Genomic DNA, 23,003 nt, shown 5'->3' with positions numbered 1-23,003 from the left:
TCCCATCCCGAACAGGACCGTGAAACGACTCTACGCCGATGATAGTGCGGATTCCCGTGTGAAAGTAGGTAATCGTCAGGCTCCCTAAGCCAAGAACCCCCGCCCGAAAGGCGGGGGTTTTTGCATTGGCGCGACGGAAATGCGCGCGGGTTGGGGGAGCGCGCTTCATTCATCACGTCCCTCAGGCTCGCACGCCAGGTCATTCAACTGCCTCCAGCCGCCAATCCTCACCTCGGAACGAAACCGAACGATTTGATACGATCGAAGTGCCGTCGGCGATTGCACTCGTCGACGTTCATGTTCGAAACAAGGGCTTGATGGAGAGGTCGGGAATGAATATCGGCGATGCGTCGCGTGAATCCGGAGTCAGCGCAAAAATGATCCGGTACTACGAACAGGTCGGCCTGCTGGCGCCGAGCAAGCGGACCGATGCCGGCTACCGAGTCTACGGTGCGGACGAAATCCATATCCTGCGCTTCATCCGCCAGGCGCGACGCCTTGGCTTTCTCGTCGAGGACATCCGCAAGCTGCTGATGCTTTGGCAAGACCGTTCCCGCGCGAGCGCCGAAGTGAAGTCGATTGCCCTCGAGCACGTGGCCGAACTCGACAAGCGCATCGCGGAACTGAGCGACATGCGCAACACATTGGCCGATCTCGCTGCGCACTGTCATGGTGACGGGCGGCCCGAATGCCCGATTTTGGCGCGTCTGTCCGACCCCGTCGGTGAACCAAATTAGTGCGCGCACTCGAGGGCCGAAAGAGGTCGCGATTCGGTTTCTATAAAAATCAATAGGTTACGAAGGATCGACGGTCATCTATTCCGATTGGGAATGACTTCCATGCAAGTATTTCACTAGCATCTTGGTGCGGCATCGCTATAATTCGGGATAACCCTATACGGGAAATCCCTGAACACCGATTCACCAGGGGTCCCCCTTCCTTGGAGAATGTCATGATCGCCTACATCGTCGAAAAGCTGAGCAACTGGTTTGAATCCGCAGAACGTGAACGCCGTGAGGCTTACCTCGCCACGTCGTCGGACATCGTCCAGCTCGAGAGCCGTATCCGCTCGCTGGAAACCAACGGCTACTCGCTGTAATCGGAGTCACCGTCAGGTGCCACGTGGCACCGAACGATAAGCAAGCCCCGTATTGACGGGGCTTTGTTTTTTTGTGCGCCGGATCTGGCGCAATCGTCAGTGCAGCGCTATGGTATGCACCTGCTTTTCATCCTGAAGGACACGATCATGCGCTTGCGTCTCGATGTGCGTCGAAGTGCCCGCGCGCGTCTCGTTCTGGGCGCGGCGGCGCTTGTCCATGGACTCGCAGCTGCTGCCGCGACATCGTCCAAACCGCTGATTCTCGATACGCAACGCGGTATTCAGGACGGTAAGGGTGGGTTGGTACTGCAGACGGCACCGTTGTCTTCCGAGCCAATCGTCGAGCCAGCAGGCATGCGGGCGCCGGCCGGGCAGGCGCCGAACACGTCGGTTCCGTTGTTCGTCGCGCCGTATATCAATGTCCCCGCGTGGGGTGGACAGCCGGCCAACCAGCCAAGGCTCGCGCCGAGACCGCAGCCGTAACGCCCGGTCTCGGTCGCCCGATCAGTTGCCGCGGTGCTCGATCTGGCAGCGGGCGCCGCTGTCCTGGCCGAGCATCTCGACCAGATAGGGCAGCGCCTCGTTCATGCTCTGGGCGAGCGTATACGGCGGATTCAGAATGAACATCCCGCTGCCGTAGAGGCCCAGCCCGTCAGTCGGCGGATTCGACACCGTCAGCGTCAGGTGCAGCCAGTTGTTCGGTTGCAGACGCTTCAACTGCTCGGGAAAACGCTGCGATTCCGTCCGGGTGACCTGCGGGTACCAGATCGCATAGCAGCCCGTCGCGAAACGCTTCAGGCACTCCGTCACGCAAGTCACCGTGCGCGCGTAGTCCTTCTTGTCCTCGTAGGACGGGTCGATCAGCACGAGTGCGCGTCGCGGCGGCGGCGGCAGCAGCGCCTTGACGCCTTCGAAGCCGTCGCCGGCAAAGATCATCGCGCGTCGCCCCGCGTCGCGGAAATTGTGGCGCAGCACGTCGATTTCCGTCGTGTGCATTTCGAACAGGCGCATGCGGTCCTGTTCGCGCATCGATCGCCATGCGATGTACGGGGAACCCGGGTAGAAGCGCAGTTCACCGTCGTCGTTCAGCGCGCGGACTTCATCCACATAGTCGCCCAGCGCTTCCGGCAGGTTCTTTTCGTTCCACAGCCGGCCGATCCCGGTGTCGAATTCCGACGTCTTCGCCGCGTAGCCGTCGCGCAGCGAGTACACGCCGGCACCTGCGTGCGTGTCGATGTACCAGTAGGATTTGTCTTTCTTGTTCAGGTAGCGCAGCAGCTGGACGACGACGGCGTGCTTGAGCACGTCCGCATGGTTGCCTGCGTGAAAACCGTGACGATAACTGAGCATGGCGGGCTGCCTGAAACGAAAGGTGAATCGATGAAAGCGGTCGATCGTGCGCGGCCGTCAGGCCGGGCGCCGATGCGGGCCGCGTATTGTACGCGAGTGGCCGGGCATCGCCTTATTCGTACGCATCGCCGACCACCTCCTCGATGCGTTGCTTCACATCCGGCGTCAGCTTCGCGGCAACGTCGAGCGCGCGCATGTTGTCGCCGATCTGCTCGATCCGCGACGCGCCGGTGATGACCGAACTCACGCGCGGATTCGCGAGCACCCATGCGATCGCAAGCTGGCCCGTGCTGCAGCCGAGCTCGGTTGCGATTCCGCCGAGCCGTTCGACGATGTCGTTGGCGGCCTGATCGGTCAGGCGATCGCGCATCCAGTCGTAACCCTGCAACTGCGCGCGGCTGCCGGGCGGCACGCCGTTACGGTACTTGCCGGTGAGCAGGCCCGATGCCAGCGGGCTCCAGGTCGTGAGGCCGAGACCGTAGTCCTCGTACAGCCGCGCATATTCCTGTTCGACCCGCGTGCGGTGGAACAGGTTGTACTGCGGCTGCTCGACGACCGGCTTGTGAAGGTGATGCCGTTCGGCGATTTCGCACGCGGCCCGGATCTCGTCGGCGCGCCATTCCGACGTGCCCCAGTACAGCGCCTTGCCGCGGACGATCATGTCGCTCATCGCCCAGACGGTTTCCTCGATCGGCGTGTTCGGATCGGGGCGATGGCAATAGACGAGGTCGACATAGTCGAGTTGCAGCCGGCGCAGCGAGCCGTCGATGGCGTTCAGCAGGTATTTCCGGTTCAGCGTGTGATACTGGTTCGGCGCTTCGGCGAGCCCCCAGAAGAACTTCGTGGACACGATGTAGCTGACGCGCGGCCAGTCGAGCGACTTGAGCGCGTGGCCCATGATTTCCTCGGACTTGCCGCCGGCGTAGACCTCGGCGTTGTCGAAGAAATTGACCCCCGCGTCGCGCGCCGCAGCCAGGCATTCGCGCGCGACCCGCTGGTCGACCTGGTTGCCGTATGTCACCCACGAACCGAGTGAAAGCTCGCTGATTTGCAGGCCGGAGCGGCCTAGCCGTCGATAGTGCATGCGAATCTCCTGCGTGACAGAACCGACCTTAAGCTTAGACGTTTTGCGCGCGAACGGCGGGGCCGATCGTGCACAATGACGGCTGGCCCGCCGGTGCGATCGCGCGACGGTAGCGGATGCGGCGGGCGCTTGTTTTATCGATCCGACAACGGGAGGAGATGGACATGGCAGCAGATCTGAGCGGCAAGACCGCAGTCGTCACGGGCGCCGCGAGCGGCATCGGCAAGGAAATCGCACTCGAGCTCGCGAAGGCGGGCGCGGCGGTCGCGATCGCCGACCTGAACCAGGACGGCGCGAACGCGGTCGCCGACGAGATCGTCAAGGCGGGCGGCAAGGCGATCGGCGTCGCGATGGACGTGACGAACGAGGAAGCCGTGAACAGCGGGATCGACAAGGTGGCCGAAGCGTTCGGCTCGGTCGACATCCTCGTGTCGAACGCGGGCATCCAGATCGTCAACCCGATCGAGAACTACTCGTTCTCGGACTGGAAGAAGATGCAGGCGATCCACGTCGACGGCGCGTTCCTGACGACCAAGGCTGCGCTCAAGCACATGTACAAGGACGATCGCGGCGGTGTCGTGATCTACATGGGTTCGGTGCACTCGCACGAAGCGTCGCCGCTGAAGTCGGCCTACGTGACGGCCAAGCACGGCCTGCTCGGCCTGGCCCGCGTGCTGGCGAAGGAAGGCGCGAAGCACAACGTGCGCTCGCACGTCGTGTGTCCGGGCTTTGTGCGCACGCCGCTGGTCGACAAGCAGATTCCGGAGCAGGCGAAGGAACTCGGCATCAGCGAAGAAGAAGTGATCAAGAAGGTGATGCTCGGCAACACGGTCGACGGCGTGTTCACGACGGTGCAGGACGTCGCGCAGACGGTGCTGTTCCTGTCGGCCTTCCCGAGCGCCGCGCTCACGGGCCAGTCGGTCGTCGTCAGCCACGGCTGGTTCATGCAGTAACGCACTGCCGCGAGTGGCCGCGATGCGCGCCGCTCGTGCAATGTCGTTGCGCCGGCAAGCCGGGCAAAACGCATAAAAAAACGCGCTCCAGGGAGCGCGTTTTTCGTCTCGGCAGAGTGGGGCAGCGCCGATAACGGCGGCTGCCCGCTCACGCCGCGTTACTTCAGGACGGCTGCGACCGCATTGGCGACCGCGTCGAGGTTGCGCGTGTTCAGCGCGGCGACGCAGATCCGGCCCGTGCCGACCGCATAGATGCCGAACTCGTCACGCAGGCGATCGACTTGCGCCGAGGTCAGGCCCGAATACGAGAACATCCCGCGCTGCTCGTTGATGAAGCTGAAGTCGCGGTCGACGCCGCTTGCCTTCAGGCGCTCGACGAGACCGTTGCGCATCGCACGGATGCGATCGCGCATTTCACCGAGTTCCTGCACCCACGAAGCGTGCAGTTCCGGCGATGCGAGCACCGCGGCGACCACGGCGCCGCCGTGGGTCGGCGGGTTCGAGTAGTTCGTACGGATCACGCGCTTCAGTTGCGACAGCACGCGCGTCGCTTCTTCCTTGCTCGACGTGATGATCGACAGTGCACCGACGCGCTCGCCGTACAGCGAGAACGACTTCGAGAACGACGACGACACGAATGCGTTCAGGTCGGCCGCGGCAAACAGGCGCACGGCGGCAGCATCGGCCTCGATGTTCTCGCCGAAGCCCTGGTAAGCCATGTCGAGGAACGGCACGAGGTTGCGCGCCTTCACGACGTCGACGACCTGTTGCCATTGCGCTTCCGTCAGGTCCACGCCGGTCGGGTTGTGGCAGCACGCGTGCAGCACGACGACCGTGCCTGCCGCGTAGCCGTTCAGTGCCGACAGCATGCCTTCGAAGTTCACGCCGTTGGTGGCGGCGTCGTAGTACGGGTACGCGACGACTTCGAAGCCGGCTGCTTCGAACAGCGCGCGGTGGTTTTCCCAGCTCGGATCGCTGATCGCGACCTTCACGTTCGGGTTCACGGTGCGCAGGAAATCGGCGCCGATCTTCAGCGCGCCCGTGCCGCCCAGTGCCTGGGCCGTGACCACGCGACCTGCTGCGATCAGCGGCGAGTCGTTGCCGAGCAGCAGCTTCTGCACGGCCGCATCGTAGGCAGCGATGCCGTCGATCGGCAGGTAGCCGCGCGGCAGGCCGGCCTCGACACGCACCTTCTCTGCTTCGCGAACCGCGCGCAGCAGCGGAATCTTGCCTTCTTCGTTCGTGTACACACCGACGCCGAGGTTGACCTTGGTCGGACGCGCATCGGCGTTGAAGGCTTCGTTCAGGCCCAGGATCGGGTCGCGGGGAGCAAGCTGGACAGCGGAGAAGAGCGACATGATGATTCGGCAGTAGTGAAAAGAGGGTCAGGCTTTCAACGGGCGGGGCGGGCGCGGTGGACCGCGCGCAGGCAGGCACGACGCCGGAAAGCGCAGCAGCCTGACATTGTAGCGAATTCACGCAGGCGGGGGCGGCGTTTCAGCGGTGAAATTCGGCCGGGAATGGCGATTTCGGACGGTCGTCGCGCGTCAGGAGCCGACAGCAGTTCGCGAGGCCGCGAAGCGCTAGAATGCTTTCTTTGCCCTCGCTCCGGCCGCATTCCATGTCCGAACATAAAGCCGAAACCGGCGACGCGCTCGACGAATCGAAATTCGTGACCTTCGAAGGGTCGCCGTTCCAGCTGTACCAACCGTATCCGCCCGCCGGCGACCAGCCGACCGCGATCGAGACGCTCGTCGAAGGGGTCGAGGATGGTCTCTCGTTCCAGACGCTGCTCGGCGTGACGGGCTCGGGCAAGACCTTCACGATGGCGAACACGATCGCGCGGCTCGGCCGCCCGGCGATCGTGTTCGCGCCGAACAAGACGCTCGCCGCGCAGCTCTACTCGGAATTTCGCGAGTTCTTCCCGCGCAACGCGGTCGAGTACTTCGTCTCGTACTACGACTATTACCAGCCTGAAGCGTACGTGCCGCAGCGCGACCTGTTCATCGAAAAGGACTCGTCGATCAACGAGCACATCGAGCAGATGCGGCTGTCGGCGACGAAGAGCCTGATGGAGCGTCGCGACGTCGTGATCGTTGCGACGGTGTCGGCGATCTACGGTATCGGCAACCCGTCCGAATACCACCAGATGATCCTGACGCTGCGTACCGGCGACAAGCTCGGCCAGCGCGACGTGATCGCACGGCTGATCGCGATGCAGTACACGCGCAACGAGCAGGACTTCCAGCGCGGCACGTTCCGCGTGCGCGGCGACACGATCGACATCTTCCCGGCCGAACACGCGGAGCTGGCCGTGCGCGTCGAACTGTTCGACGACGAGGTCGAGACGCTGCAGTTGTTCGACCCGCTGACCGGCCGCGTGCGGCAGAAGATCCCGCGCTTCACCGTCTATCCGTCGTCGCACTACGTGACGCCGCGCGACACCGTGATGCGCGCGGTCGAGACGATCAAGGACGAACTGCGCGAGCGGCTCGAGTTCTTTCACGGCGACGGCAAGCTCGTCGAGGCGCAGCGCCTCGAGCAGCGGACGCGCTTCGATCTCGAGATGCTGCAGGAGCTCGGCTTCTGCAAGGGCATCGAGAACTACTCGCGGCATTTCTCGGGCGCGGAGCCCGGCGACCCGCCGCCGACCCTCGTCGACTACCTGCCGCCTGATGCGCTGATGCTGCTCGACGAGTCGCACGTGCTGATCGGCCAGCTGAACGGCATGTACAACGGCGACCGCGCGCGCAAGGAAAACCTCGTCAACTACGGGTTCCGGCTGCCGTCCGCGCTCGACAACCGGCCGCTCAAGTTCCCCGAGTTCGAACGCAAGATGCGTCAGGTCGTGTTCGTGTCGGCCACGCCGGCTGATTATGAGCAGCGCGTGACCGGGCAGATCGCCGAGCAGGTCGTGCGACCGACCGGGCTCGTCGATCCGGAAATCGAAGTGCGGCCGGCGAGCTCGCAGGTCGACGACGTGCTGGGCGAGATCAACGAGCGCGTGAAGGCCGAGGAGCGCGTGCTGATCACCGTGCTGACGAAGCGCATGGCCGAGCAACTCACCGAGTTTCTGGCGGACCACGGGGTCAAGGTACGCTACCTGCACAGCGACATCGACACGGTCGAGCGCGTGGAGATCATCCGCGACCTGCGGCTCGGCACGTTCGACGTGCTGGTCGGGATCAACCTGCTGCGGGAAGGGCTCGACATTCCCGAGGTGTCGCTCGTCGCGATCCTCGACGCGGACAAGGAAGGCTTCCTGCGCGCCGAGCGCTCGCTGATCCAGACGATCGGCCGCGCCGCGCGGAACGTGAACGGCAAGGCGATCCTCTACGCGGACAACATGACCGAGTCGATGAAGCGCGCGATCGGCGAGACCGAGCGGCGCCGTGCGAAGCAGATCGCGCACAACGAAAAGATGGGCATCACGCCGCGCGGCGTGGTGAAGCGCATCAAGGACATCATCGACGGCGTCTACAACGCCGACGAAGCGCGCGCGGAGCTGAAGGAAGCGCAGCAGCGCGCGAAATTCGAGGACATGTCGGAGAAGCAGCTGGCGAAGGAAATCAAGCGCCTCGAAAAGCAGATGGCCGACTACGCGAAGAACCTCGAGTTCGAGAAGGCCGCCGCGACCCGCGACCAGCTCGCGCTGCTGCGCGAGCGCGTGTTTGGCGCGAACGTCGGCGATCACGTCAGCGGCGGTCGGTAAATCTTTCAAAGCGTCACCGAAACGTGCCGGTAATCGAGCTGTAAGCCTTGTCGGATCAGGGGTTTACGCGGTGCCTCGTTTGTTCCGGAACGGGATCGGTGCTAAACTCCGCAATTATTGAGAATAGTTCGCATTAACGTTATTCGTCGCGTTAGTGTTTCCAGCGGGGCGCCCGGCGGGTGGCCCGCACGGTGTCAGATCAAATAACAAGGAGTGTCCATGTTGGGTTCTTCGTTCATCCGCACGTCGGTTGCGGTAGCGGCGGCGCTTGCCGCGATGTCGGCCTCGGCTGCCGAATATCCGATCGGCAAGCAGCAGATCCAGGGCGGCATGGAAATCGGCGCGGTGTACCTGCAGCCGATCACGATGGATCCGGAAGGGATGATGCGCAAGGCGTCGGATTCCGACATCCACCTCGAGGCCGATATCCATGCGGTCAAGAACAACCCGACGGGTTTCGCGGAAGGCGACTGGATGCCGTACCTGCAGGTCACGTACAAGCTGACGAAGCAGGGCGACACGAAGTGGAAGGCGGAAGGCGACCTGATGGGCATGGTCGCGAGCGACGGCCCGCACTACGGCGACAACGTGAAGCTGTCTGGTCCGGGCAAGTACCACCTGACGATGACCGTCAAGCCGCCGATGCAGTCGGGCCACATGGCGTTCGGCCGTCACATCGACAAGGAAACGGGCGTGGGCGCATGGTTCAAGCCCATCACCCTCGAGTATGACTTCCCGTTCGCCGGTATCGGCAAGAAGGGCGGTTACTGATCGGTGGCATCACGGACGGCGCGCTTCGGCGCGCCGTCGGCGTAGAGAACCCAGAATGAAAATTCCCCAGAAAGTCTTTGCCGCAGCCGCTGCGTTGTGGCTTGCCGGCGCAGCGCACGCTGCCGACCTGCCGACGTTCAAGCTCGAGATGACGGACGGCAAGCTCAATCCCGCCCGCATCGAAGTGCCGGCCGGGCAGCGTTTCAAGATCGAGATCAAGAACACCGGCAAGGGCGCCGCCGAATTCGAGAGCGTGCAGCTGCGCAAGGAAAAGGTGCTCGCGCCGGGCGCCGATTCGTTCGTGGTGGTCGCGCCGTTGTCGCCGGGTGAATACAAGTTTTTCGACGATTTCCACCAGCAGGCACAGGGCGTGATCGTCGCGAAGTAACGCGTTTTATCTGCGCGCAGGCCCACCTGCCCGGTGTACCGCGCGTCAGGAGGTATCGATGGGGCAGATCTTGTTCATCGTCTGGCGGGAGAGCGTCGAAGCGCTGCTCGTCGTCGGCATTCTCTACGCATGGCTGAAAAACGGCGACGACGACGCGCGCCGCGGCCTGCCTTTTCTCTGGGCCGGCGTCGGTGTCGGTTTGCTGATGGCGGTCGGCCTCGGCGCAGCGCTGGTCGGTTTCACCGAAGTGCTGTCCGGCGACGCGCAGGACTACTTCCAGACCGCCATGGTGCTGATCGCGTGCGTGCTGATCGTGCAGATGGTGCTGTGGATGCGCAGGCATGGCCGCACGCTGAAGCGCGACATGGAGCAATCGCTGCAGCAGAGCACGCGCGATTCGAACTGGTGGGGCGTCGCGGTGCTGGTCGCGCTCGCGATCGCGCGCGAAGGCAGCGAGACGGTGATCTTCCTGTACGGCCTCGGTTTCGGCCAGTCGGGCCACGTCGACGGCAGCCAGATGCTCGCGGTCGTGATCGGCCTCGGCCTCGCATTCCTGACGTTCTATCTGCTGCAACTCGGCGGCAAGTATTTCTCGTGGCGGCACTTCTTCCGCGTCACCGAAGTGATGCTGCTGTTCCTCGGCGCGGGCCTGTTCCAGACCGGCGTCGACAAGCTGATCGACAAGGAAATCCTGCCGCTCGGCATTTCGCAGGTGTGGGATACGTCGTCGATTCTCGATGACTCCAGCACGTTCGGCTCGCTCGTCGCGACGCTGACGGGCTATCGCGCACATCCGGCGCTGACCAACCTGGTTGCCTATGCGGTGTACTGGGCCGTCGTCTGGCTGTTGATGAAGCGTGCGAGCCGTCGTCCGGCCGTCGCTGCGGGCCGCGCGGCATGAACGTTGCCGCCGCAACCAAGCCGGGCTGGCTCGCGCAGGCGGGCCAGTGGATGCAGCGCCACGGCGCGGTGATCCGTGGCATCCAGTGGGTCGTCGTCGCCGTCTATGCGTTCCTGATCATCGTGCCGGCGGTGCTGCCGCTGCCGGACGACTCCGCGCACCTGTGGAACAACCTCACGCTGATCGCGCAGTTCGTGTTCTGGGGCATCTGGTGGCCGTTCGTGCTGCTGTCGATGGTGATGCTTGGCCGCGTCTGGTGCGGCGTGCTGTGTCCGGAAGGTGCGCTCACCGAATTCGCGAGCAAGTTCGGCCGCGGTGGCGCGATTCCGCGCTGGATGCGGTGGGGCGGCTGGCCGTTCGTCGCGTTCGGGCTCACGACGATCTACGGGCAGATGGTCAGCGTGTACCAGTACCCGCTCGCGGTGCTGTTCGTGCTCGGCGGCTCGACCGTCGGTGCGATCGTGATCGGTGTGCTGTACGGCCGCGAGAAGCGCGTGTGGTGCAAGTATCTGTGCCCGGTCAACGGCGTGTTCGGGCTGCTCGCGCGGCTTGCGCCGATGCGCTACAAGGTCGACGAGGATGCGTGGCGCCGCTCGTACAAGAACGGCGAGCATGGCCATCGCGTGATTCCGATCAACTGTGCGCCGCTCGTACCGTTGCGCAACATGAAGGGCGCGGCGGACTGCCATATGTGCGGCCGCTGCAGCGGGCACCGCGATGCGATCTCGCTGTCGTTGCGCTCGCCGTCCGACGAAGTCGTGAACCTCGGCGCGCAGCAGGCGAACCCGTGGGACACCGCGCTGATCCTGTACGGCCTGCTCGGCGTCGCGATCGGTGCGTTCCACTGGACCGCCAGCCCGTGGTTCGTGCAGATCAAGCAATGGCTCGCGGGCTGGCTGATCGACCACGACATCACGTGGCCGCTCGAAACCAACGCACCGTGGTTCCTGCTCACGCACTACCCGGATCGCAACGACGTGTTCTCGTGGCTCGACGGCGGGCTCGTCGTCAGCTACATCGTCGGCACGGGGCTCGTGTACGGCACGACGCTGCTCGTGCTGCTGGCCGGTGCCACGCGGATGCTCGGCCGCTTCGATCGCGTGCGGCTCCATCATCTCGCGCAGGCGCTGATTCCGATCGCGGGCGCGGGCGTGTTCCTCGGGCTGTCCGCGACGACGCTGTCGCTGCTGCGTGCCGAGCATGTGCCGCTCGGCTGGGCCACGGACGTGCGTATCGCGATCCTGGTCGGCGCCAACGCGTGGAGCGCGTGGCTCGCGTGGAAGGTGACGGGGCGTTATGCGGCCTGGCCGCGCCGGCTTGCCGCCTTTGCGTGGTTCGCGGCAGCGCTGGCTGTCATCGACAGTGCGTGGTGGCTGATGTTCTGGGGGTTCTGAGCGGCGTTTGCGCTGCCTGGGGCCATCCCTGCACGGAGCAGGGCGGAAGGCGATCCATCAGGATGCATTGAAGTAACCGCGAACGGCAGGTCGACCACATCGACGCCACCCAAACAAAAAAGCGACACGTCCTTCGACGTGTCGCTTTTTTTCTTCCAGGCGTGAGAACCAAAAAAAGTGGCTTGGCTTGCTGCAACGGCTGCTTGAGTGTGTTTGCACGAAGGGGTCTAGATCTCGCGTGCAAGCCGTTACGCTGGCTACTGCCCAACACCTCTCAGGGAGGTGGTCCCCACAATACTCGGTCGTTACTTCGTCAGGATCAGTTTGCCGAGCCGCGTGGCCCGCAACTGATAGGTTTCTCCGTTATGCGCGATGCTGACGTGGCTTTGGCCTTGCAGCAGCGCATCGCTGCTGACGACCCGCGTGCCTGCATCGCGGTTGCCGGCGGGTTTCGCCGGCGTGGTGACCGCTGCCGTCTTCTGGCGGCTGCTGCCTGCGGTGCCGGTCGTGCGGCGCAGGGTCAGCGTGGTCGGGCGCATGGTGTCGGTCATTCGGTTGATCGGTGACTGTCGATACGATGGAATGAATTCTAAATGATAACCATTCCCATTCGCAAAAACTCTTTATCGATCGAAATGGCAAACCTGATAGCTTGAGTCAAAGGGGCGGCCCGCAGGCCGCCACCGGGTTCAGTGCAGCGGATCGGGATCCTTGCGGCCCTGCGCGTACTCGCGGATCAGGCGGACCGTATCGATATCCGACGTGCGGTACGCCTCCTTGACGATCCCGTGCGTCTGACGCGCGTCTTCGCTGTCGTCCGTGACGACCAGCGTCGTGCGGTATTCGAAACGCAGGAACAGTTCGTGGTCGTCGCGTTCCTCGATCGACATCGTCAGCGAACCGCCGATCTCGCCGTCGGCGGCGAGGATGTCGTAGCGAACCTGCTGGTTCGGCGTGAACGTGACGTGGTCGCGCACGGTCGCGTGACCGTAGTGCAGCTCACGTTCGAGCGTCGTGTCCGTCCGTGCGTTGACGACGCAGCTGTCGAGGCCGAGCACGAACAGTTGCGGCTGTTCGGCACGCAACACGAGACCTTCCCAGAGCTGGTCGCGGGTGAGGGTCGGCACGGCCGGATCGTCGGAGTTGATCTGGATCAGGTGTTCGAAGTTCAAGGGGGCGGGTTCCTTCTGGTGGCGGGTGGCCACATGGTTCAAGAAGTCATTGTGACGCAAAACGCGCGGTTTCGCGGCACCTGCGTCCCCACCCGCGCGTCACGCTTCGATGCGGCCCATGCGGCCGCTCTGGTAGTCGACGACGGCCTGCCGGATCTCTTCCTCGGTATTCATCACGAACGGGCCGTAGCGCACGATCGGCTCGTTGAGCGGCACGCCGCCGATCAGCAGCAGGTCGAGTGGCGTATCGCCGGCCGCGAACGTGACGGTGTCGCCGTCGCAGCCGTAGACGATCATATGTTGTGCGTCGACAGCCTGCCTGTCGGGCCCGTAGAGGCCCGTTCCGTCGATCGGATAGGCGAACACGCGATAGCCGGCCGGCACGGGCTGCGTGACCGTTGCGCCCGGTTCCAGCGTGAAATGCTGATAGAGGATCGGCGTGCGTGTCTCGATCACGGCCTGGACACCGAATGCCTCGCCGGCGATCACGCGCACGCGCGCGCGGCCGTCCGGCGACGTCGCGGTCGGGATGCTGCTGGCCGAAATCTCCTGATAGCGCGGCGCGATCAGCTTGTCGCGACGCGGCAGGTTGACCCACAGCTGGAAGCCGTGCGAATGGCCGCCCGCCTGCGCGAATGCGGGATCCGGCATCTCGCTGTGCACGACGCCGGCGCCGGCCGTCATCCACTGCACGTCGCCGGGGCCGAGCGCGCCCGCGTGGCCGGCCGAGTCGTGATGGCGATAGTGCCCGTCGAGCACGTAGGTCACGGTCTCGAAGCCGCGATGCGGGTGGGCCGGCGCGCCGCGGGCTTCGCCGGGCGCATAGTCGACCGGTCCCATTTCATCGAGCAGCAGGAACGGATCGAAATCCATCAGCAGCCGGGTCGGGAACGGGCGGTGAACCACGAAGCCGCCGCCTTCGGTCGTGCGAAGCGCGGGGTACGTGCGGTCAAGCGAGCGGGCGGTCGTCATGTGGATTCCCTCGAAATGATCGGAATAGCGTTATTTTTGAAACATGGCGCTATTATATTGGGCGTTTTACCGTTCGATTCGCGACGGTTCGCAATGGATTGTTCTGAAATTGGAACGATGAGATGAATATCGATGCACATAATCTGAACGACCTCATGTACTTTTCGCAGGTCGTCGAACATGGCGGTTTCTCGGCTGCGGAGCGCGTGCTGGGCATCTCGAAATCGCGCCTGTCGCGGCGCCTGACCGAACTCGAGGCGGCGCTCGGCGTGCGCCTGCTGCAGCGTTCCACGCGCAAGCTCGCGCTGACCGAGGCAGGGGAGCTGTTCTACCAGCATTGCCAGGCGATGCTGGCCGAAGCGCAGGCGGCGATGAATGCGGTCCAGCAGTTGCGCTCCTCGCCGCGCGGTTCGGTACGCGTCAGTGTGCCCGTGACGCTGTCGCAGACGATGCTGTCGCGCATCCTGCCCGAATTCCTGCGCCGCTATCCCGAGGTGAAGGTGCACGTCCGCGTGACGAATCGCGTGATCGACCTGTTCGAGGATTCGATCGACGTCGCGCTGCGCGTGCGCTCGGAGCCGCCGCAGAACGCGAACATCGTCGTGCGGCCGCTGTGGCGCACCGAGCAGATGCTGGTCGGCGCGCCGAGCCTGCTGAGCCAGAATGCACCGCCGCTGGTGCCGGACGACCTGACCGGATTCGAGACACTCGATACACCGAGCGTCGACGGGCGGCACGTGTTCAACCTGATCGCGCCGGACGGTACACGCCACGTGCACGAGCACGACCCGCGGCTCGTGACGGCCGACCTGATGACGATCCGCGAAGCCGTTCTCGATGGGCTCGGCATCGCGGCCCTGCCGGAGATGATGTACGGCAACGCGCTGCGCGCGGGGCAACTGTCGCCCGTGATGCCGGGCTGGACGCTGCCGGTGCCGCAACTGTACGCGGTGTTCGTGTCGCGGCAGGGGATGCCGCCCGCGGTGCGTGCGTTCGTCGACTATCTGGTCGAGAAGCTCGATCACGGCGCCTATCAGGATCCGGGGTGCCCGGAGCGTGCGAAGAAGGAAGCGGCGGCCGATGCTTCGGCGACCTGAACACGACGTGCGCGACGAGGCAAATTTGTTTTGTCATTGAAGCGTCGCCTGCAATCGCAAGTTTCAATCGCCGGAACCTTGAATGCGCGTGCGTGCGGGCCTATATTGAAATCCCATTTCGTGAAGGAAGTTCGGAGCGAAATCAGGTGGCCGCATATATTGCGAGCCAGATAGGGCAGAACGCGCAGTCCGTGCAGACCACGGCAGAGTCGCATTTGCGTTGCTCGAGGCGCAACCGATACCGCCAAAGAGCCCGCCGCCCGAAGGCGCCCGCGTGCGCATGAAAAAAGGCCTTCATCTGGCGATGAAGGCCTTTTACTTTGTGCGGCCGACGAGGTGCGGCCGGCGCGTCGGATCGCGCGTGCGTTACTTCGCTTTCGCGGTCGGTTCCGTCACGAAGCCGAGCTTCGTCAGGCCGCCTGCCTGCGCATCCGACATCACTTCGGCGACGTGTTCGTAGGCGACCTTGCGGTCCGCACGCAGGTGCAACTCCGGTTGCGGCGTGCGCTTTGCCGCTTCCGCGATGCGCGCCTGCAATTGTTCGCGCGTGACCGTCTGGTCGTCCCACAGGATCGTGCCGTCGCCCTGGATCGCGACGTCGACCGTCTGCGGCTTTTCGTCGACGGGCTGGCTGCTGGCGTGCGGCAGGTCGATCTTCACCGCATGCTGCATCGCCGGGATCGTCACGAGGAAAATGATCAGGAGTACGAGCATGACGTCGACGAGCGGCGTCATGTTGATCTCGCTCATCACGGCATCGTCGTCATCGTCGCTGAAACCGGTGTTCATTGCCATGGTTCACCCCGTCTCAGCTGGCGCGCGTCGCGAGACGCAGGCCGTCGCGCGTCGACGACGACGCGAGGCTCGCGCCCGTCACGAAGTACGCGTGCAGGCCGTGCGCGAAGCGGCGCAGCTTGCTGACGACACCCTTGTTCGCGCGGGTCAGTGCGTTGTAGCCGAGCACGGCCGGGATCGCGACGAACAGGCCGAACGCGGTCATGATCAGCGATTCGCCGACCGGGCCCGCGACCTGGTCGATCGACGTCTGGCCGGTTGCGCCGATCGCGAGCAGCGCGTGGTAGATCCCCCAGACCGTACCGAACAGGCCGACGAACGGCGCCGTGCTGCCGACCGACGCGAGGATCGCGAGGCCGCTCTGCATGCGCGAGATGCCTTCGTCCATCGTGTCCTTCAGGCAGCGCGTGACCCAGTCCGACACGTCCATGCGGTCGTGCAGGTGCGGCTGCGTCTGGTGGTGGTGATCGGCGGCTTCCTTGCCCGACAGTGCGAGCGCGAGGAACGGGTTGTCGTTCGGCGTCGATGCGGCGAGCCCGAGCTTCTTGATGCCGTCGTCGAAATTGTCCGAATGCCAGAACGCCTGTTCGGCGTTCTTCGTCAGGCGGTTCAGGCGGATCACGTTCCAGCCCTTGATGACGATCACGATCCACGACAGGACCGACATCACGAGCAGCGTGATCGCAATGGCGCGCGTGACGAAATCACCTTGCGCCCAGACGTGCGCGATACCGTAGCTTTGCATTTTCTTGTTTCCTTAGAATCTTCCGGATGAGGCAGGTTAGTCGGTGAGCCCGAAGCTGTAGGGCTGTGTGCGGGCGGCGCGGATCGCCTGGCCGTTCTCGATATACGGACGGCAGGTGGTCGAGCGCATCGCGTCGAGTGCGGCATCGTCGAGGCGCGGGTAGCCGCTGCTCTTCTGCAGATCGATGCTTTCGATCTTGCCGGTCACACCGACGACGAAGTGAACATAGGCCGTGCCCGATTCGCCGCGGCGGCGCGACATCGACGGGTAGTCGGGCTTCACGAAGTTGCATTGAAGCGTCGGCACGTTTTTCGGCGCGCTGACCTGCATGGTTTCGCGCGCCGGGGCGGGCGTAGCGGCCGGTGCTGCGGGGGCGGGCGCGGCAGGCGCGGGCGTCGGATCGGCGGCCGGCGCGGGTGTCGGCGACGGGGCCGGCGATTGTGCAACCGGCTGGGGCGTCGGCTTTGCCGCTTTCTGCACCGGCTTCGGTTCGACCTTCGGCTTCACGCGCGGCATGGGCTTCGGCGGCGCGGGCTGCGGGATCGATTCGGCAGCAACCTGCTGCGCGATCGGTGCAGGTGTGATGAGCTGCGCGGTGATCGTCTGGACCTCCACCGATTTCGGTGGCGGCGCGTTGCGATGGAGCCAGGCGGCCGTCAGCATGATCGCATGTGCGGCAAGCACACCGACCGCGACGACGATCACACGGGAATTCATACGTGGTGCAACCGGCATGGCGCCGGCAGGAGCGAGATGCGAAGCCTGCATGTTAGCTTGAAAGAACGATGTCGCACCCGGGGCGCGGCGGGTGAATCGGCATCACTTGCGGAAGATCAGCAGCGAGATGCAAACGGTGGTCACAAATCCGATCAGCAATTCCATGACAGGCTCCTTGGCAGGTAGGCCGCTGGCTCGCGCAGACGGTGGCTTGCTGACGGTTGAAACAAAAAATGCGGCCTGGGCCGCATGCGCACACTCGGTGCCGGTCACGCGGCCTTGCGTTCGTAGAACGTGACCGGGATCGGGTGAGCGTGATGCTCGACACCGCATTGGCTCGCGCAGACGCCGTGTTCGGCCATGAGGTCGCGTACGGACTCCTCGCACTTGCCGCAGCACGTGGCCACGCCGAGTTCGAACTGGAGTTCATCGAAAGAGTTCACGCCCTCAGCGAGGGACGCGCGAATCTTGCGATCGGAAACAGACTTGCACACGCAGACGATCATGATGAGTTGCGATAGCTAACGGTAATGCGAATTATTATCATTAAATTTGCGGACGTTGACAAGCCTGGGGCGGGCTTTTTTTAAGGTCATCAGACCCTTGAAGTGGCGAAGCGGTAGGGTGGCGCGCGGAAGAGGGCGTGCCGGCCCGTGTCAGGCGGTCGCGCAGGCGCGCGCGTTAGGCGAGGAAATGGTGACGGATTCGACCGGCGCAGTAAGGCCGAGCAGTGTCGACGCGAGTACCTGCAGTTGGCGGCCGTCGCTGGTCGAGCAGAAGCGGGGCGGCGCCGCGCGCGTGCCGGCGGGCGCGCGCAGGTTGCGCTCGTCGAGCACCCGCATGAGCTGGCGGGCGATGGCGTCGCTGGTGTCGACGATCGTCAGGCGATCGCCCACAAGGTCACGAATCGTTTCCGTGAAGAACGGGTAATGCGTGCAGCCGAGTACCAGCGTATCGGCGCCGTCGTCGAGCATCGGCTGCAGGTAGCTGTCGAGCAACGCACGCAATGCGGGCGAATTCGTGTCGCCGCGCTCGATGGCTTCGACGAGCCCGTGGCCGGGCTGGCAGATGAAGCGGCGGCCGGCGCCGTAGCGGTCGAGCAGCGCCTGGAAGCGCGGGCTGTTCAGTGTCGACTGGGTGGCGAGGACACCCGCGATGCCGCTCGCGGACACGGCGGCGGCCGGCTTGATGCCCGGCTCGACGCCGACCAGCGGCATCGACAGGCGTTCGCGGATCGCGGCGATCGCGCGCGCGGTCGCGGTGTTGCAGGCGATGACGAGCGCTTTCGCCCCTTCGCGGGCGAGCCACTCGCCGATTGCCAGCGTGCGTTCCGTAATGAACGCCTCGTCGCGCGGACCATACGGCGCATGGTGCGAATCGGCGACGTAGATGAACGATTCGTCGGGCAGTTGCGCGCGCACGGCGCGCAACACCGACAGGCCGCCCAGCCCGGAATCGAAGATGCCGACGGGGGCGACGGTCGAGGCCGTCGCTGCGATAACGGAAGGTGTCGACATGAACGGGCTGGGGGCGATAACGGGACGTGTGGAGAGAGTTTACTCCGCCGAACCCATCATCGTTTGCTGGTAGTTCTGCAGGCCGACCTTGCCGATCAGGTCGATCTGCGTTTCCAGCCAGTCGATGTGCTCTTCGGTGTCGTCGAGGATCTTTTCGAAGATCTCGCGCGACACGTAGTCACGCACCGATTCGCAGTAGGCGATCGCTTCCTTGCAGGTGGACTGCGAGATCTGCTCGAGCTTCAGGTCGCACTTCAGGATCTCTTCGGTTTCCTCGCCGACGAGCAGCTTGTGCAGATCCTGCAGGTTCGGCAGGCCGTCGAGCATGAATACGCGCTCGATCAGCCAGTCGGCGTGCTTCATTTCGCCGATCGACTCGTCGTACTCGTGCTTGCCGAGCTTCTCGAGGCCCCAGTGCTTGTACATGCGCGCATGCAGGAAGTACTGGTTGATCGCCGTGAGTTCGTTCTTCAACTGGGCGTTCAGATATTCGATGACTTTCTTGTCGCCTTGCATGGCTGTTCCTTGTTCAGTGGGGCTTCAGAAACCGAACGATAATCGCTCGAACGAGAAAAGCCAAGCCTCGAAGCCTTGTCTGGCCTGCCTTTTGCATGTAATGAGAATCAGCCTTGAATAACCGGCCGCGCTCAATAATGAGAATGAGAAGTAAAAAGGCCGGACGTCTGTCCGGCCTTTCGTTCGATCGCGCTTAAGCGGCTGCGACCGGGATCTTGCCGATCTTGGCCTGCCATTCCTTCGGGCCGGTCTGGTGCACCGACGTGCCCGACGAATCGACCGCCACCGTCACCGGCATGTCCTGCACGTCGAACTCGTAGATCGCTTCCATGCCGAGGTCTTCGAACGCGAGCACCTTCGCGCCGCGGATCGCCTTCGACACGAGGTACGCCGCACCGCCGACCGCCATCAGGTAGGCCGCCTTGTGCTTCTTGATCGCGTCGATCGCGACCGGGCCGCGCTCGGCCTTGCCGACCATCGAGATCAGGCCGGTTTGCGCCAGCATCGTCTCGGTGAACTTGTCCATGCGGGTGGCCGTCGTCGGGCCGGCCGGGCCGACCACTTCGTCGCGCACGGGATCGACCGGGCCGACGTAGTAGATCACGCGGTTCGTGAAGTCGACCGGCAGCTTCTCGCCCTTCGCGAGCATGTCGGCGATGCGCTTGTGCGCGGCGTCGCGGCCGGTGAGCATCTTGCCCGACAGCAGCAGCGTCTGGCCCGGCGCCCAGCTCGCGACTTCTTCCGGCGTCAGCGTGTTCAGGTCGACGCGCTTGCTGGTTTCCGTGTTCGGTTCCCACTGGACCTTCGGCCATGCGTCGAGCGACGGCGCTTCAAGCTTGGCCGGGCCCGAACCGTCGAGCACGAAGTGCGCGTGGCGCGTCGCCGCGCAGTTCGGGATCAGCGCGACCGGCTTCGATGCCGCGTGCGTCGGTGCGGCCATGATCTTCACGTCGAGCACGGTGGCCAGGCCGCCGAGGCCCTGTGCGCCGATGCCGAGCGCGTTGACCTTCTCGTGCAGTTCGACGCGCAGTTCCTCGACCCAGTCCTTCGGGCCGCGCGCGATGATTTCCTGGATGTCGATCGGCTCCATCAGCGATTCCTTCGCCATCAGCATCGCCTTTTCGGCGGTGCCGCCGATGCCGATCCCGAGCATGCCGGGCGGGCACCAGCCCGCGCCCATCGTCGGCACCGTCTTCAGCACCCAGTCGACGATCGAGTCGGACGGGTTCAGCATCACGAACTTCGATTTGTTCTCCGAGCCGCCGCCCTTCGCCGCGACCTGCACGTCGACCTTGTCGCCCGGCACGATCTCGTAGTGGATCACGGCCGGCGTGTTGTCCTTCGTGTTCTTGCGGGCGCCTTCCGGCGGATTGACGATCGACGCGCGCAGCACGTTGTCCGGGTGCGTGTAACCGCGGCGCACGCCTTCGTTGATCATGTCGGTGAGGCCCATCGTCGCGCCGTCCCAGCGCACGTCCATGCCGACCTTCACGAAGATCGTGACGATGCCGGTGTCCTGGCAGATCGGGCGCTTGCCTTCCGCGCACATGCGGCTGTTCGTGAGGATCTGTGCGATCGCGTCCTTCGCGGCCGGGCTCTCCTCCAGATCGTACGCGCGGCCGAGGGCCTGGATGTAGTCGAGCGGATGGTAGTAGCTGATGTACTGCAGCGAATCCGCGATGCTCTGGATCAGGTCTTCCTGTTTGATGACGGTCATGGCTGAGACTCTGTGGGGACAGTGGGGAATGCGTTTATGCGTTGGCGGCTGCTTCGGCCGGCTTGCGCGACACGGCGGCTACGGGCGCGTGCGGCTCGTGGAAATGGGCCGGGTGCGTGTGCGTCGTCAGGCGGTCGACCCACGCCATCACGAGCGCCGACACCAGGAACGACACGTGGATGATCACCTGCCACATGATCGCGTGCATCGTGTGCTGATCGGGGTTGATGAACGTCTTCAGCAGGTGGATCGACGAAATGCTGATCAGCGCCATCGACAGCTTGACCTTCAGCACGCCCGCGTTCACGTGGTCGAGCCACTCGGGCTCGTCGGGGTGGCCCTCGATGCCGAGGCGCGACACGAACGTTTCGTAACCGCCGACGATCACCATGATCAGCAGGTTCGAGATCATCACCACGTCGATCAGGCCGAGCACCGCGAGCATCACGCTGATTTCGTCGAGGCTGGCCGCATGCGACAGCAGGTGCCAGACTTCCTTCAGGAACAGGAACACATAGACGGCCTGCGCAACGATCAGACCGAGGTAAAGCGGAACCTGGAGCCAGCGGCTCATGAAAATCAGCGCGGGAAGCGGGCGAAGCGGGCGACGCGCGGGGCGGCCGGGCGAATGCGGGGCAGACATGGTGGAAAGTCGGGCGCGGTGCGCAGGTATCGGGGGTAATCTTGAAAAGGCGCGCTATTGTAACGCGTCGGCCGGCGCGACTGCAGTGACGCGCCGGCATTGCCAGGGACGGATCAGGCGGCGGCCGCCGGCACGCGTTTCACGCGCAGGCTGGCCAGCACGATACCGGTGACGACACACGCGAGCGCGATGCCGTGTGCGAGCGTCGGGCGCTCGCCGAGGAACGCAATGCCATACGCGGCCGCGGCGACCGGCAGCACCGCGCTGAACACGCCGGCGAGGCTGCCCGGCACGTGGCGGATACCCTTCATCCACAGCCAGAACGAGAAGATGCTGGCCGACAGGCCGTACCAGACGACAAGCGCCCAGGTGCCGGCCGGCACGCTCGCGTAATCGAAATGCCACATGGCCGATGCGCCGAGCGGCAGCATCAGGCACAGGCCGAACAGGTGCGTGTACGCGCAGATGTCGATCGGCGCGAGTGTCTGCGTGAGGCGGCGCGACAGGATCACGTAGATCGATTCGCAGCACACCGCGCCGAGGATCAGCAGGTTGCCGGTCAGCGAAGACGACGCGCCATGTCCGGCCGCGCTGCCGTTCGCGAGGTTGATCGTCACGACGCCGGCGATCGCGAGCGCGATCGACACGAGCGCACGGCCGTTCGGTTTTTCGCGCAGGATCAGCCATGCAAACAGCGCGACGATCGCCGGGATCGTGCTCGTGATCACGCCGGCCGCGACCGCGCTCGTGCGCTGCACGCCGTTCAGCATCAGCAGCGTGAACATGAAGGTGCCGAAGAATGCCTGCAGGAACAGGTTCAGCCATTCGCCGCGCTTGACCGTGCGCATCTTCACCGGGCTGAACAGCGGCCACAGCACGGCGATCGCGATCACGAAGCGCAGCGTGGCGAGGATGGCGACGGGAACGAAGACGACGATCGATTTGCCGATACCGACATTGCTGCCGACGAACAGCATCGACAGCACGAGAAAGAAAGCGTAGCGATTCAAGCTGGAATCCGGAAGGCGAGTTCAGTTACGATTGTAGGGTCGCGCTCGTTGCAGCGTAAAGCTACAAGCAGCGCCGCCCGGTGGGCGAAACGGCCGTGCCGCGTAAGTGACGGGTAAGTTGGAACGCTTATTGTGGAAACGGTCGGGTCGTCCGGTCGCCATCGCGCGGCATGGTGCGGCGCAGCATCGCGCAGGAGCCTTCGGGCCGTGCGTGAGTGGTGGGTAGGAGACAGCGGCGCGTATGCGCCGGCCAAGACGCGCGGCGCGCACGATCGCGCCGCCATGCAGAGGATTCATGTTCACCAAGGGGTAGTCGATGTCTGCGATTGAATCGGTTCTTCACGAAACCCGCCAGTTTGCGCCGCCCGCGGCGCTCGAGCAGGCGGCGACCATTTCCGGCATGCCGGCCTACCGTGCGCTCGCCGCCGAAGCCGAAAACGATTACGAAGG

At 64.3% G+C, this 23,003-nt stretch carries 26 protein-coding genes and 1 pseudogene; 11 read left to right on the top strand and 16 right to left on the bottom strand.

Annotated features, from left to right (window positions below; all coding sequences use genetic code 11):
• The first annotated feature begins 332 nt into the window (after positions 1-332).
• The 3 genes from cueR to G3N61_RS30110 all read left to right on the top strand — a co-directional run bounded on the left by cueR (position 333) and on the right by G3N61_RS30110 (position 1,582).
• Positions 333-737, top strand: a complete 405-nt coding sequence (cueR, locus tag G3N61_RS30120) for a Cu(I)-responsive transcriptional regulator (RefSeq protein ID WP_089450941.1) — start codon at positions 333-335, stop codon at positions 735-737.
• Between the two features lie 215 nt (positions 738-952).
• Entirely contained in the window at positions 953-1,099 is a 147-nt protein-coding gene (locus G3N61_RS30115) for a DUF3563 family protein (protein ID WP_006478295.1), read from the top strand.
• 114 nt (positions 1,100-1,213) lie between these two features.
• Entirely contained in the window at positions 1,214-1,582 is a 369-nt protein-coding gene (locus tag G3N61_RS30110; protein ID WP_205824247.1) for a hypothetical protein, read from the top strand.
• Positions 1,583-1,603: 21 nt separating this feature from the next.
• On the opposite strand, the gene rlmJ is transcribed toward G3N61_RS30110, so the two are convergent.
• Entirely contained in the window at positions 1,604-2,449 is an 846-nt protein-coding gene (gene rlmJ / locus G3N61_RS30105) for a 23S rRNA (adenine(2030)-N(6))-methyltransferase RlmJ (RefSeq protein ID WP_043188772.1), read from the bottom strand.
• A gap of 112 nt (positions 2,450-2,561) precedes the next feature.
• Entirely contained in the window at positions 2,562-3,533 is a 972-nt protein-coding gene (locus G3N61_RS30100; RefSeq protein WP_205824246.1) for an aldo/keto reductase, read from the bottom strand.
• A gap of 164 nt (positions 3,534-3,697) precedes the next feature.
• Between G3N61_RS30100 and G3N61_RS30095 the strand changes: the two genes are divergently transcribed.
• Positions 3,698-4,486, top strand: a complete 789-nt coding sequence (locus G3N61_RS30095) for a 3-hydroxybutyrate dehydrogenase (RefSeq protein WP_089450939.1) — start codon at positions 3,698-3,700, stop codon at positions 4,484-4,486.
• 158 nt (positions 4,487-4,644) lie between these two features.
• Here the strand turns inward: G3N61_RS30095 and G3N61_RS30090 are convergent, their stop codons facing one another.
• A complete protein-coding gene (locus G3N61_RS30090) occupies positions 4,645-5,844 on the bottom strand; it encodes an amino acid aminotransferase (RefSeq protein WP_043188767.1) in 1,200 nt (399 codons plus the stop codon).
• A 263-nt stretch (positions 5,845-6,107) separates the two neighbouring features.
• On the opposite strand from G3N61_RS30090, the gene uvrB reads away from it, so the two are divergent.
• The 5 genes from uvrB to G3N61_RS30065 all read left to right on the top strand — a co-directional run bounded on the left by uvrB (position 6,108) and on the right by G3N61_RS30065 (position 11,652).
• Positions 6,108-8,198, top strand: coding sequence for an excinuclease ABC subunit UvrB (gene uvrB / locus G3N61_RS30085; RefSeq protein WP_043188764.1), 2,091 nt, complete (start codon positions 6,108-6,110; stop codon positions 8,196-8,198).
• A 219-nt stretch (positions 8,199-8,417) separates the two neighbouring features.
• On the top strand, positions 8,418-8,969 hold the full coding sequence (locus tag G3N61_RS30080) for an iron transporter (RefSeq protein WP_043188762.1): 552 nt from the start codon (positions 8,418-8,420) through the stop codon (positions 8,967-8,969).
• A gap of 55 nt (positions 8,970-9,024) precedes the next feature.
• Positions 9,025-9,357: a cupredoxin domain-containing protein gene (locus tag G3N61_RS30075; protein WP_043188759.1), complete on the top strand. Its 333-nt coding sequence runs from the start codon at positions 9,025-9,027 to the stop codon at positions 9,355-9,357.
• Between the two features lie 58 nt (positions 9,358-9,415).
• Positions 9,416-10,258: an FTR1 family protein gene (locus G3N61_RS30070; RefSeq protein WP_043188756.1), complete on the top strand. Its 843-nt coding sequence runs from the start codon at positions 9,416-9,418 to the stop codon at positions 10,256-10,258.
• On the top strand, positions 10,255-11,652 hold the full coding sequence (locus G3N61_RS30065; RefSeq protein ID WP_205824245.1) for a 4Fe-4S binding protein: 1,398 nt from the start codon (positions 10,255-10,257) through the stop codon (positions 11,650-11,652). Before G3N61_RS30070 ends, G3N61_RS30065 begins: the two co-directional genes overlap by 4 nt.
• A 305-nt stretch (positions 11,653-11,957) precedes the next feature.
• On the opposite strand, the gene G3N61_RS30060 is transcribed toward G3N61_RS30065, so the two are convergent.
• From G3N61_RS30060 to G3N61_RS30050, 3 genes are all read right to left on the bottom strand, one after another.
• The gene (locus G3N61_RS30060) at positions 11,958-12,203 is read right to left on the bottom strand and encodes a hemin uptake protein HemP (RefSeq protein ID WP_043188753.1); all 246 of its coding nucleotides are present in this window, start codon (positions 12,201-12,203) and stop codon (positions 11,958-11,960) included.
• A 138-nt stretch (positions 12,204-12,341) separates the two neighbouring features.
• Positions 12,342-12,824, bottom strand: coding sequence for an SRPBCC family protein (locus G3N61_RS30055; RefSeq protein ID WP_043188751.1), 483 nt, complete (start codon positions 12,822-12,824; stop codon positions 12,342-12,344).
• A 99-nt stretch (positions 12,825-12,923) separates the two neighbouring features.
• Positions 12,924-13,796, bottom strand: coding sequence for a pirin family protein (locus tag G3N61_RS30050; protein WP_205824244.1), 873 nt, complete (start codon positions 13,794-13,796; stop codon positions 12,924-12,926).
• Positions 13,797-13,918: 122 nt separating this feature from the next.
• Here G3N61_RS30050 and G3N61_RS30045 point away from each other — a divergent pair, with 122 nt between their 5' ends.
• Positions 13,919-14,893: a LysR family transcriptional regulator gene (locus G3N61_RS30045; RefSeq protein WP_043188748.1), complete on the top strand. Its 975-nt coding sequence runs from the start codon at positions 13,919-13,921 to the stop codon at positions 14,891-14,893.
• Between the two features lie 366 nt (positions 14,894-15,259).
• Here the strand turns inward: G3N61_RS30045 and G3N61_RS30040 are convergent, their stop codons facing one another.
• The 10 genes from G3N61_RS30040 to G3N61_RS29995 all read right to left on the bottom strand — a co-directional run bounded on the left by G3N61_RS30040 (position 15,260) and on the right by G3N61_RS29995 (position 22,553).
• The gene (locus G3N61_RS30040) at positions 15,260-15,688 is read right to left on the bottom strand and encodes a biopolymer transporter ExbD (protein WP_205824243.1); all 429 of its coding nucleotides are present in this window, start codon (positions 15,686-15,688) and stop codon (positions 15,260-15,262) included.
• A 13-nt stretch (positions 15,689-15,701) separates the two neighbouring features.
• Positions 15,702-16,433 carry a MotA/TolQ/ExbB proton channel family protein gene (locus G3N61_RS30035; protein ID WP_043188744.1) on the bottom strand — a complete coding sequence of 244 codons (732 nt, stop codon included), beginning with the start codon at positions 16,431-16,433 and terminating at the stop codon, positions 15,702-15,704.
• Between the two features lie 36 nt (positions 16,434-16,469).
• A complete protein-coding gene (locus tag G3N61_RS30030; RefSeq protein WP_205824242.1) occupies positions 16,470-17,201 on the bottom strand; it encodes an energy transducer TonB in 732 nt (243 codons plus the stop codon).
• A gap of 51 nt (positions 17,202-17,252) precedes the next feature.
• Complete coding sequence (locus tag G3N61_RS30025) at positions 17,253-17,423, bottom strand: hypothetical protein (protein ID WP_155292061.1); 171 nt, start codon at positions 17,421-17,423, stop codon at positions 17,253-17,255.
• Positions 17,420-17,656, bottom strand: a complete 237-nt coding sequence (locus G3N61_RS30020) for a (2Fe-2S)-binding protein (RefSeq protein ID WP_043188741.1) — start codon at positions 17,654-17,656, stop codon at positions 17,420-17,422. The genes G3N61_RS30025 and G3N61_RS30020 overlap by 4 nt, the downstream gene beginning before the upstream one ends.
• Before the next feature lie 150 nt (positions 17,657-17,806).
• The gene (gene murI, locus G3N61_RS30015) at positions 17,807-18,667 is read right to left on the bottom strand and encodes a glutamate racemase (protein ID WP_043188740.1); all 861 of its coding nucleotides are present in this window, start codon (positions 18,665-18,667) and stop codon (positions 17,807-17,809) included.
• A gap of 39 nt (positions 18,668-18,706) precedes the next feature.
• Positions 18,707-19,183 (bottom strand): bacterioferritin, encoded by a 477-nt coding sequence (gene bfr, locus G3N61_RS30010; protein WP_043188739.1) that lies wholly within the window; start codon positions 19,181-19,183, stop codon positions 18,707-18,709.
• 193 nt (positions 19,184-19,376) lie between these two features.
• Positions 19,377-20,900, bottom strand: a complete 1,524-nt coding sequence (locus tag G3N61_RS30005; protein WP_205824241.1) for a fumarate hydratase — start codon at positions 20,898-20,900, stop codon at positions 19,377-19,379.
• A gap of 34 nt (positions 20,901-20,934) precedes the next feature.
• On the bottom strand, positions 20,935-21,543 hold the full coding sequence (locus tag G3N61_RS30000) for a TIGR00645 family protein (RefSeq protein ID WP_089450931.1): 609 nt from the start codon (positions 21,541-21,543) through the stop codon (positions 20,935-20,937).
• Positions 21,544-21,656: 113 nt separating this feature from the next.
• Positions 21,657-22,553 carry a DMT family transporter gene (locus G3N61_RS29995; protein WP_205824240.1) on the bottom strand — a complete coding sequence of 299 codons (897 nt, stop codon included), beginning with the start codon at positions 22,551-22,553 and terminating at the stop codon, positions 21,657-21,659.
• Between the two features lie 316 nt (positions 22,554-22,869).
• Between G3N61_RS29995 and G3N61_RS29990 the strand changes: the two are divergent.
• Positions 22,870-23,003 (top strand): annotated as a pseudogene (locus G3N61_RS29990) (AMP-dependent synthetase); the annotation flags it as partial.

Origin of the sequence: Burkholderia sp. Ac-20349, from assembly GCF_017104865.1 — a bacterium.
In the GTDB taxonomy this organism is placed as follows: Bacteria; Pseudomonadota; Gammaproteobacteria; order Burkholderiales; family Burkholderiaceae; genus Burkholderia; species Burkholderia aenigmatica.
Note: the sequence above shows the minus strand (reverse complement) of the source record. Positions and strands in the feature narration are given on the sequence as shown.

What these genes read in the sequence shown, in the direction of transcription:
- cueR (WP_089450941.1), top strand. Translation starts at nt 333, where the DNA reads ATGAATATCGGCGATGCGTCGCGTGAATCCGGAGTCAGCGCAAAAATG.
- G3N61_RS30115 (WP_006478295.1), top strand. Translation starts at nt 953, where the DNA reads ATGATCGCCTACATCGTCGAAAAGCTGAGCAACTGGTTTGAATCCGCA.
- G3N61_RS30110 (WP_205824247.1), top strand. Translation starts at nt 1,214, where the DNA reads ATGCACCTGCTTTTCATCCTGAAGGACACGATCATGCGCTTGCGTCTC.
- rlmJ (WP_043188772.1), bottom strand. Translation starts at nt 2,449, where the DNA reads ATGCTCAGTTATCGTCACGGTTTTCACGCAGGCAACCATGCGGACGTG.
- G3N61_RS30100 (WP_205824246.1), bottom strand. Translation starts at nt 3,533, where the DNA reads ATGCACTATCGACGGCTAGGCCGCTCCGGCCTGCAAATCAGCGAGCTT.
- G3N61_RS30095 (WP_089450939.1), top strand. Translation starts at nt 3,698, where the DNA reads ATGGCAGCAGATCTGAGCGGCAAGACCGCAGTCGTCACGGGCGCCGCG.
- G3N61_RS30090 (WP_043188767.1), bottom strand. Translation starts at nt 5,844, where the DNA reads ATGTCGCTCTTCTCCGCTGTCCAGCTTGCTCCCCGCGACCCGATCCTG.
- uvrB (WP_043188764.1), top strand. Translation starts at nt 6,108, where the DNA reads ATGTCCGAACATAAAGCCGAAACCGGCGACGCGCTCGACGAATCGAAA.
- G3N61_RS30080 (WP_043188762.1), top strand. Translation starts at nt 8,418, where the DNA reads ATGTTGGGTTCTTCGTTCATCCGCACGTCGGTTGCGGTAGCGGCGGCG.
- G3N61_RS30075 (WP_043188759.1), top strand. Translation starts at nt 9,025, where the DNA reads ATGAAAATTCCCCAGAAAGTCTTTGCCGCAGCCGCTGCGTTGTGGCTT.
- G3N61_RS30070 (WP_043188756.1), top strand. Translation starts at nt 9,416, where the DNA reads ATGGGGCAGATCTTGTTCATCGTCTGGCGGGAGAGCGTCGAAGCGCTG.
- G3N61_RS30065 (WP_205824245.1), top strand. Translation starts at nt 10,255, where the DNA reads ATGAACGTTGCCGCCGCAACCAAGCCGGGCTGGCTCGCGCAGGCGGGC.
- G3N61_RS30060 (WP_043188753.1), bottom strand. Translation starts at nt 12,203, where the DNA reads ATGACCGACACCATGCGCCCGACCACGCTGACCCTGCGCCGCACGACC.
- G3N61_RS30050 (WP_205824244.1), bottom strand. Translation starts at nt 13,796, where the DNA reads ATGACGACCGCCCGCTCGCTTGACCGCACGTACCCCGCGCTTCGCACG.
- G3N61_RS30045 (WP_043188748.1), top strand. Translation starts at nt 13,919, where the DNA reads ATGAATATCGATGCACATAATCTGAACGACCTCATGTACTTTTCGCAG.
- G3N61_RS30040 (WP_205824243.1), bottom strand. Translation starts at nt 15,688, where the DNA reads ATGGCAATGAACACCGGTTTCAGCGACGATGACGACGATGCCGTGATG.
- G3N61_RS30035 (WP_043188744.1), bottom strand. Translation starts at nt 16,433, where the DNA reads ATGCAAAGCTACGGTATCGCGCACGTCTGGGCGCAAGGTGATTTCGTC.
- G3N61_RS30030 (WP_205824242.1), bottom strand. Translation starts at nt 17,201, where the DNA reads ATGCAGGCTTCGCATCTCGCTCCTGCCGGCGCCATGCCGGTTGCACCA.
- G3N61_RS30020 (WP_043188741.1), bottom strand. Translation starts at nt 17,656, where the DNA reads ATGATCGTCTGCGTGTGCAAGTCTGTTTCCGATCGCAAGATTCGCGCG.
- murI (WP_043188740.1), bottom strand. Translation starts at nt 18,667, where the DNA reads ATGTCGACACCTTCCGTTATCGCAGCGACGGCCTCGACCGTCGCCCCC.
- bfr (WP_043188739.1), bottom strand. Translation starts at nt 19,183, where the DNA reads ATGCAAGGCGACAAGAAAGTCATCGAATATCTGAACGCCCAGTTGAAG.
- G3N61_RS30005 (WP_205824241.1), bottom strand. Translation starts at nt 20,900, where the DNA reads ATGACCGTCATCAAACAGGAAGACCTGATCCAGAGCATCGCGGATTCG.
- G3N61_RS30000 (WP_089450931.1), bottom strand. Translation starts at nt 21,543, where the DNA reads ATGTCTGCCCCGCATTCGCCCGGCCGCCCCGCGCGTCGCCCGCTTCGC.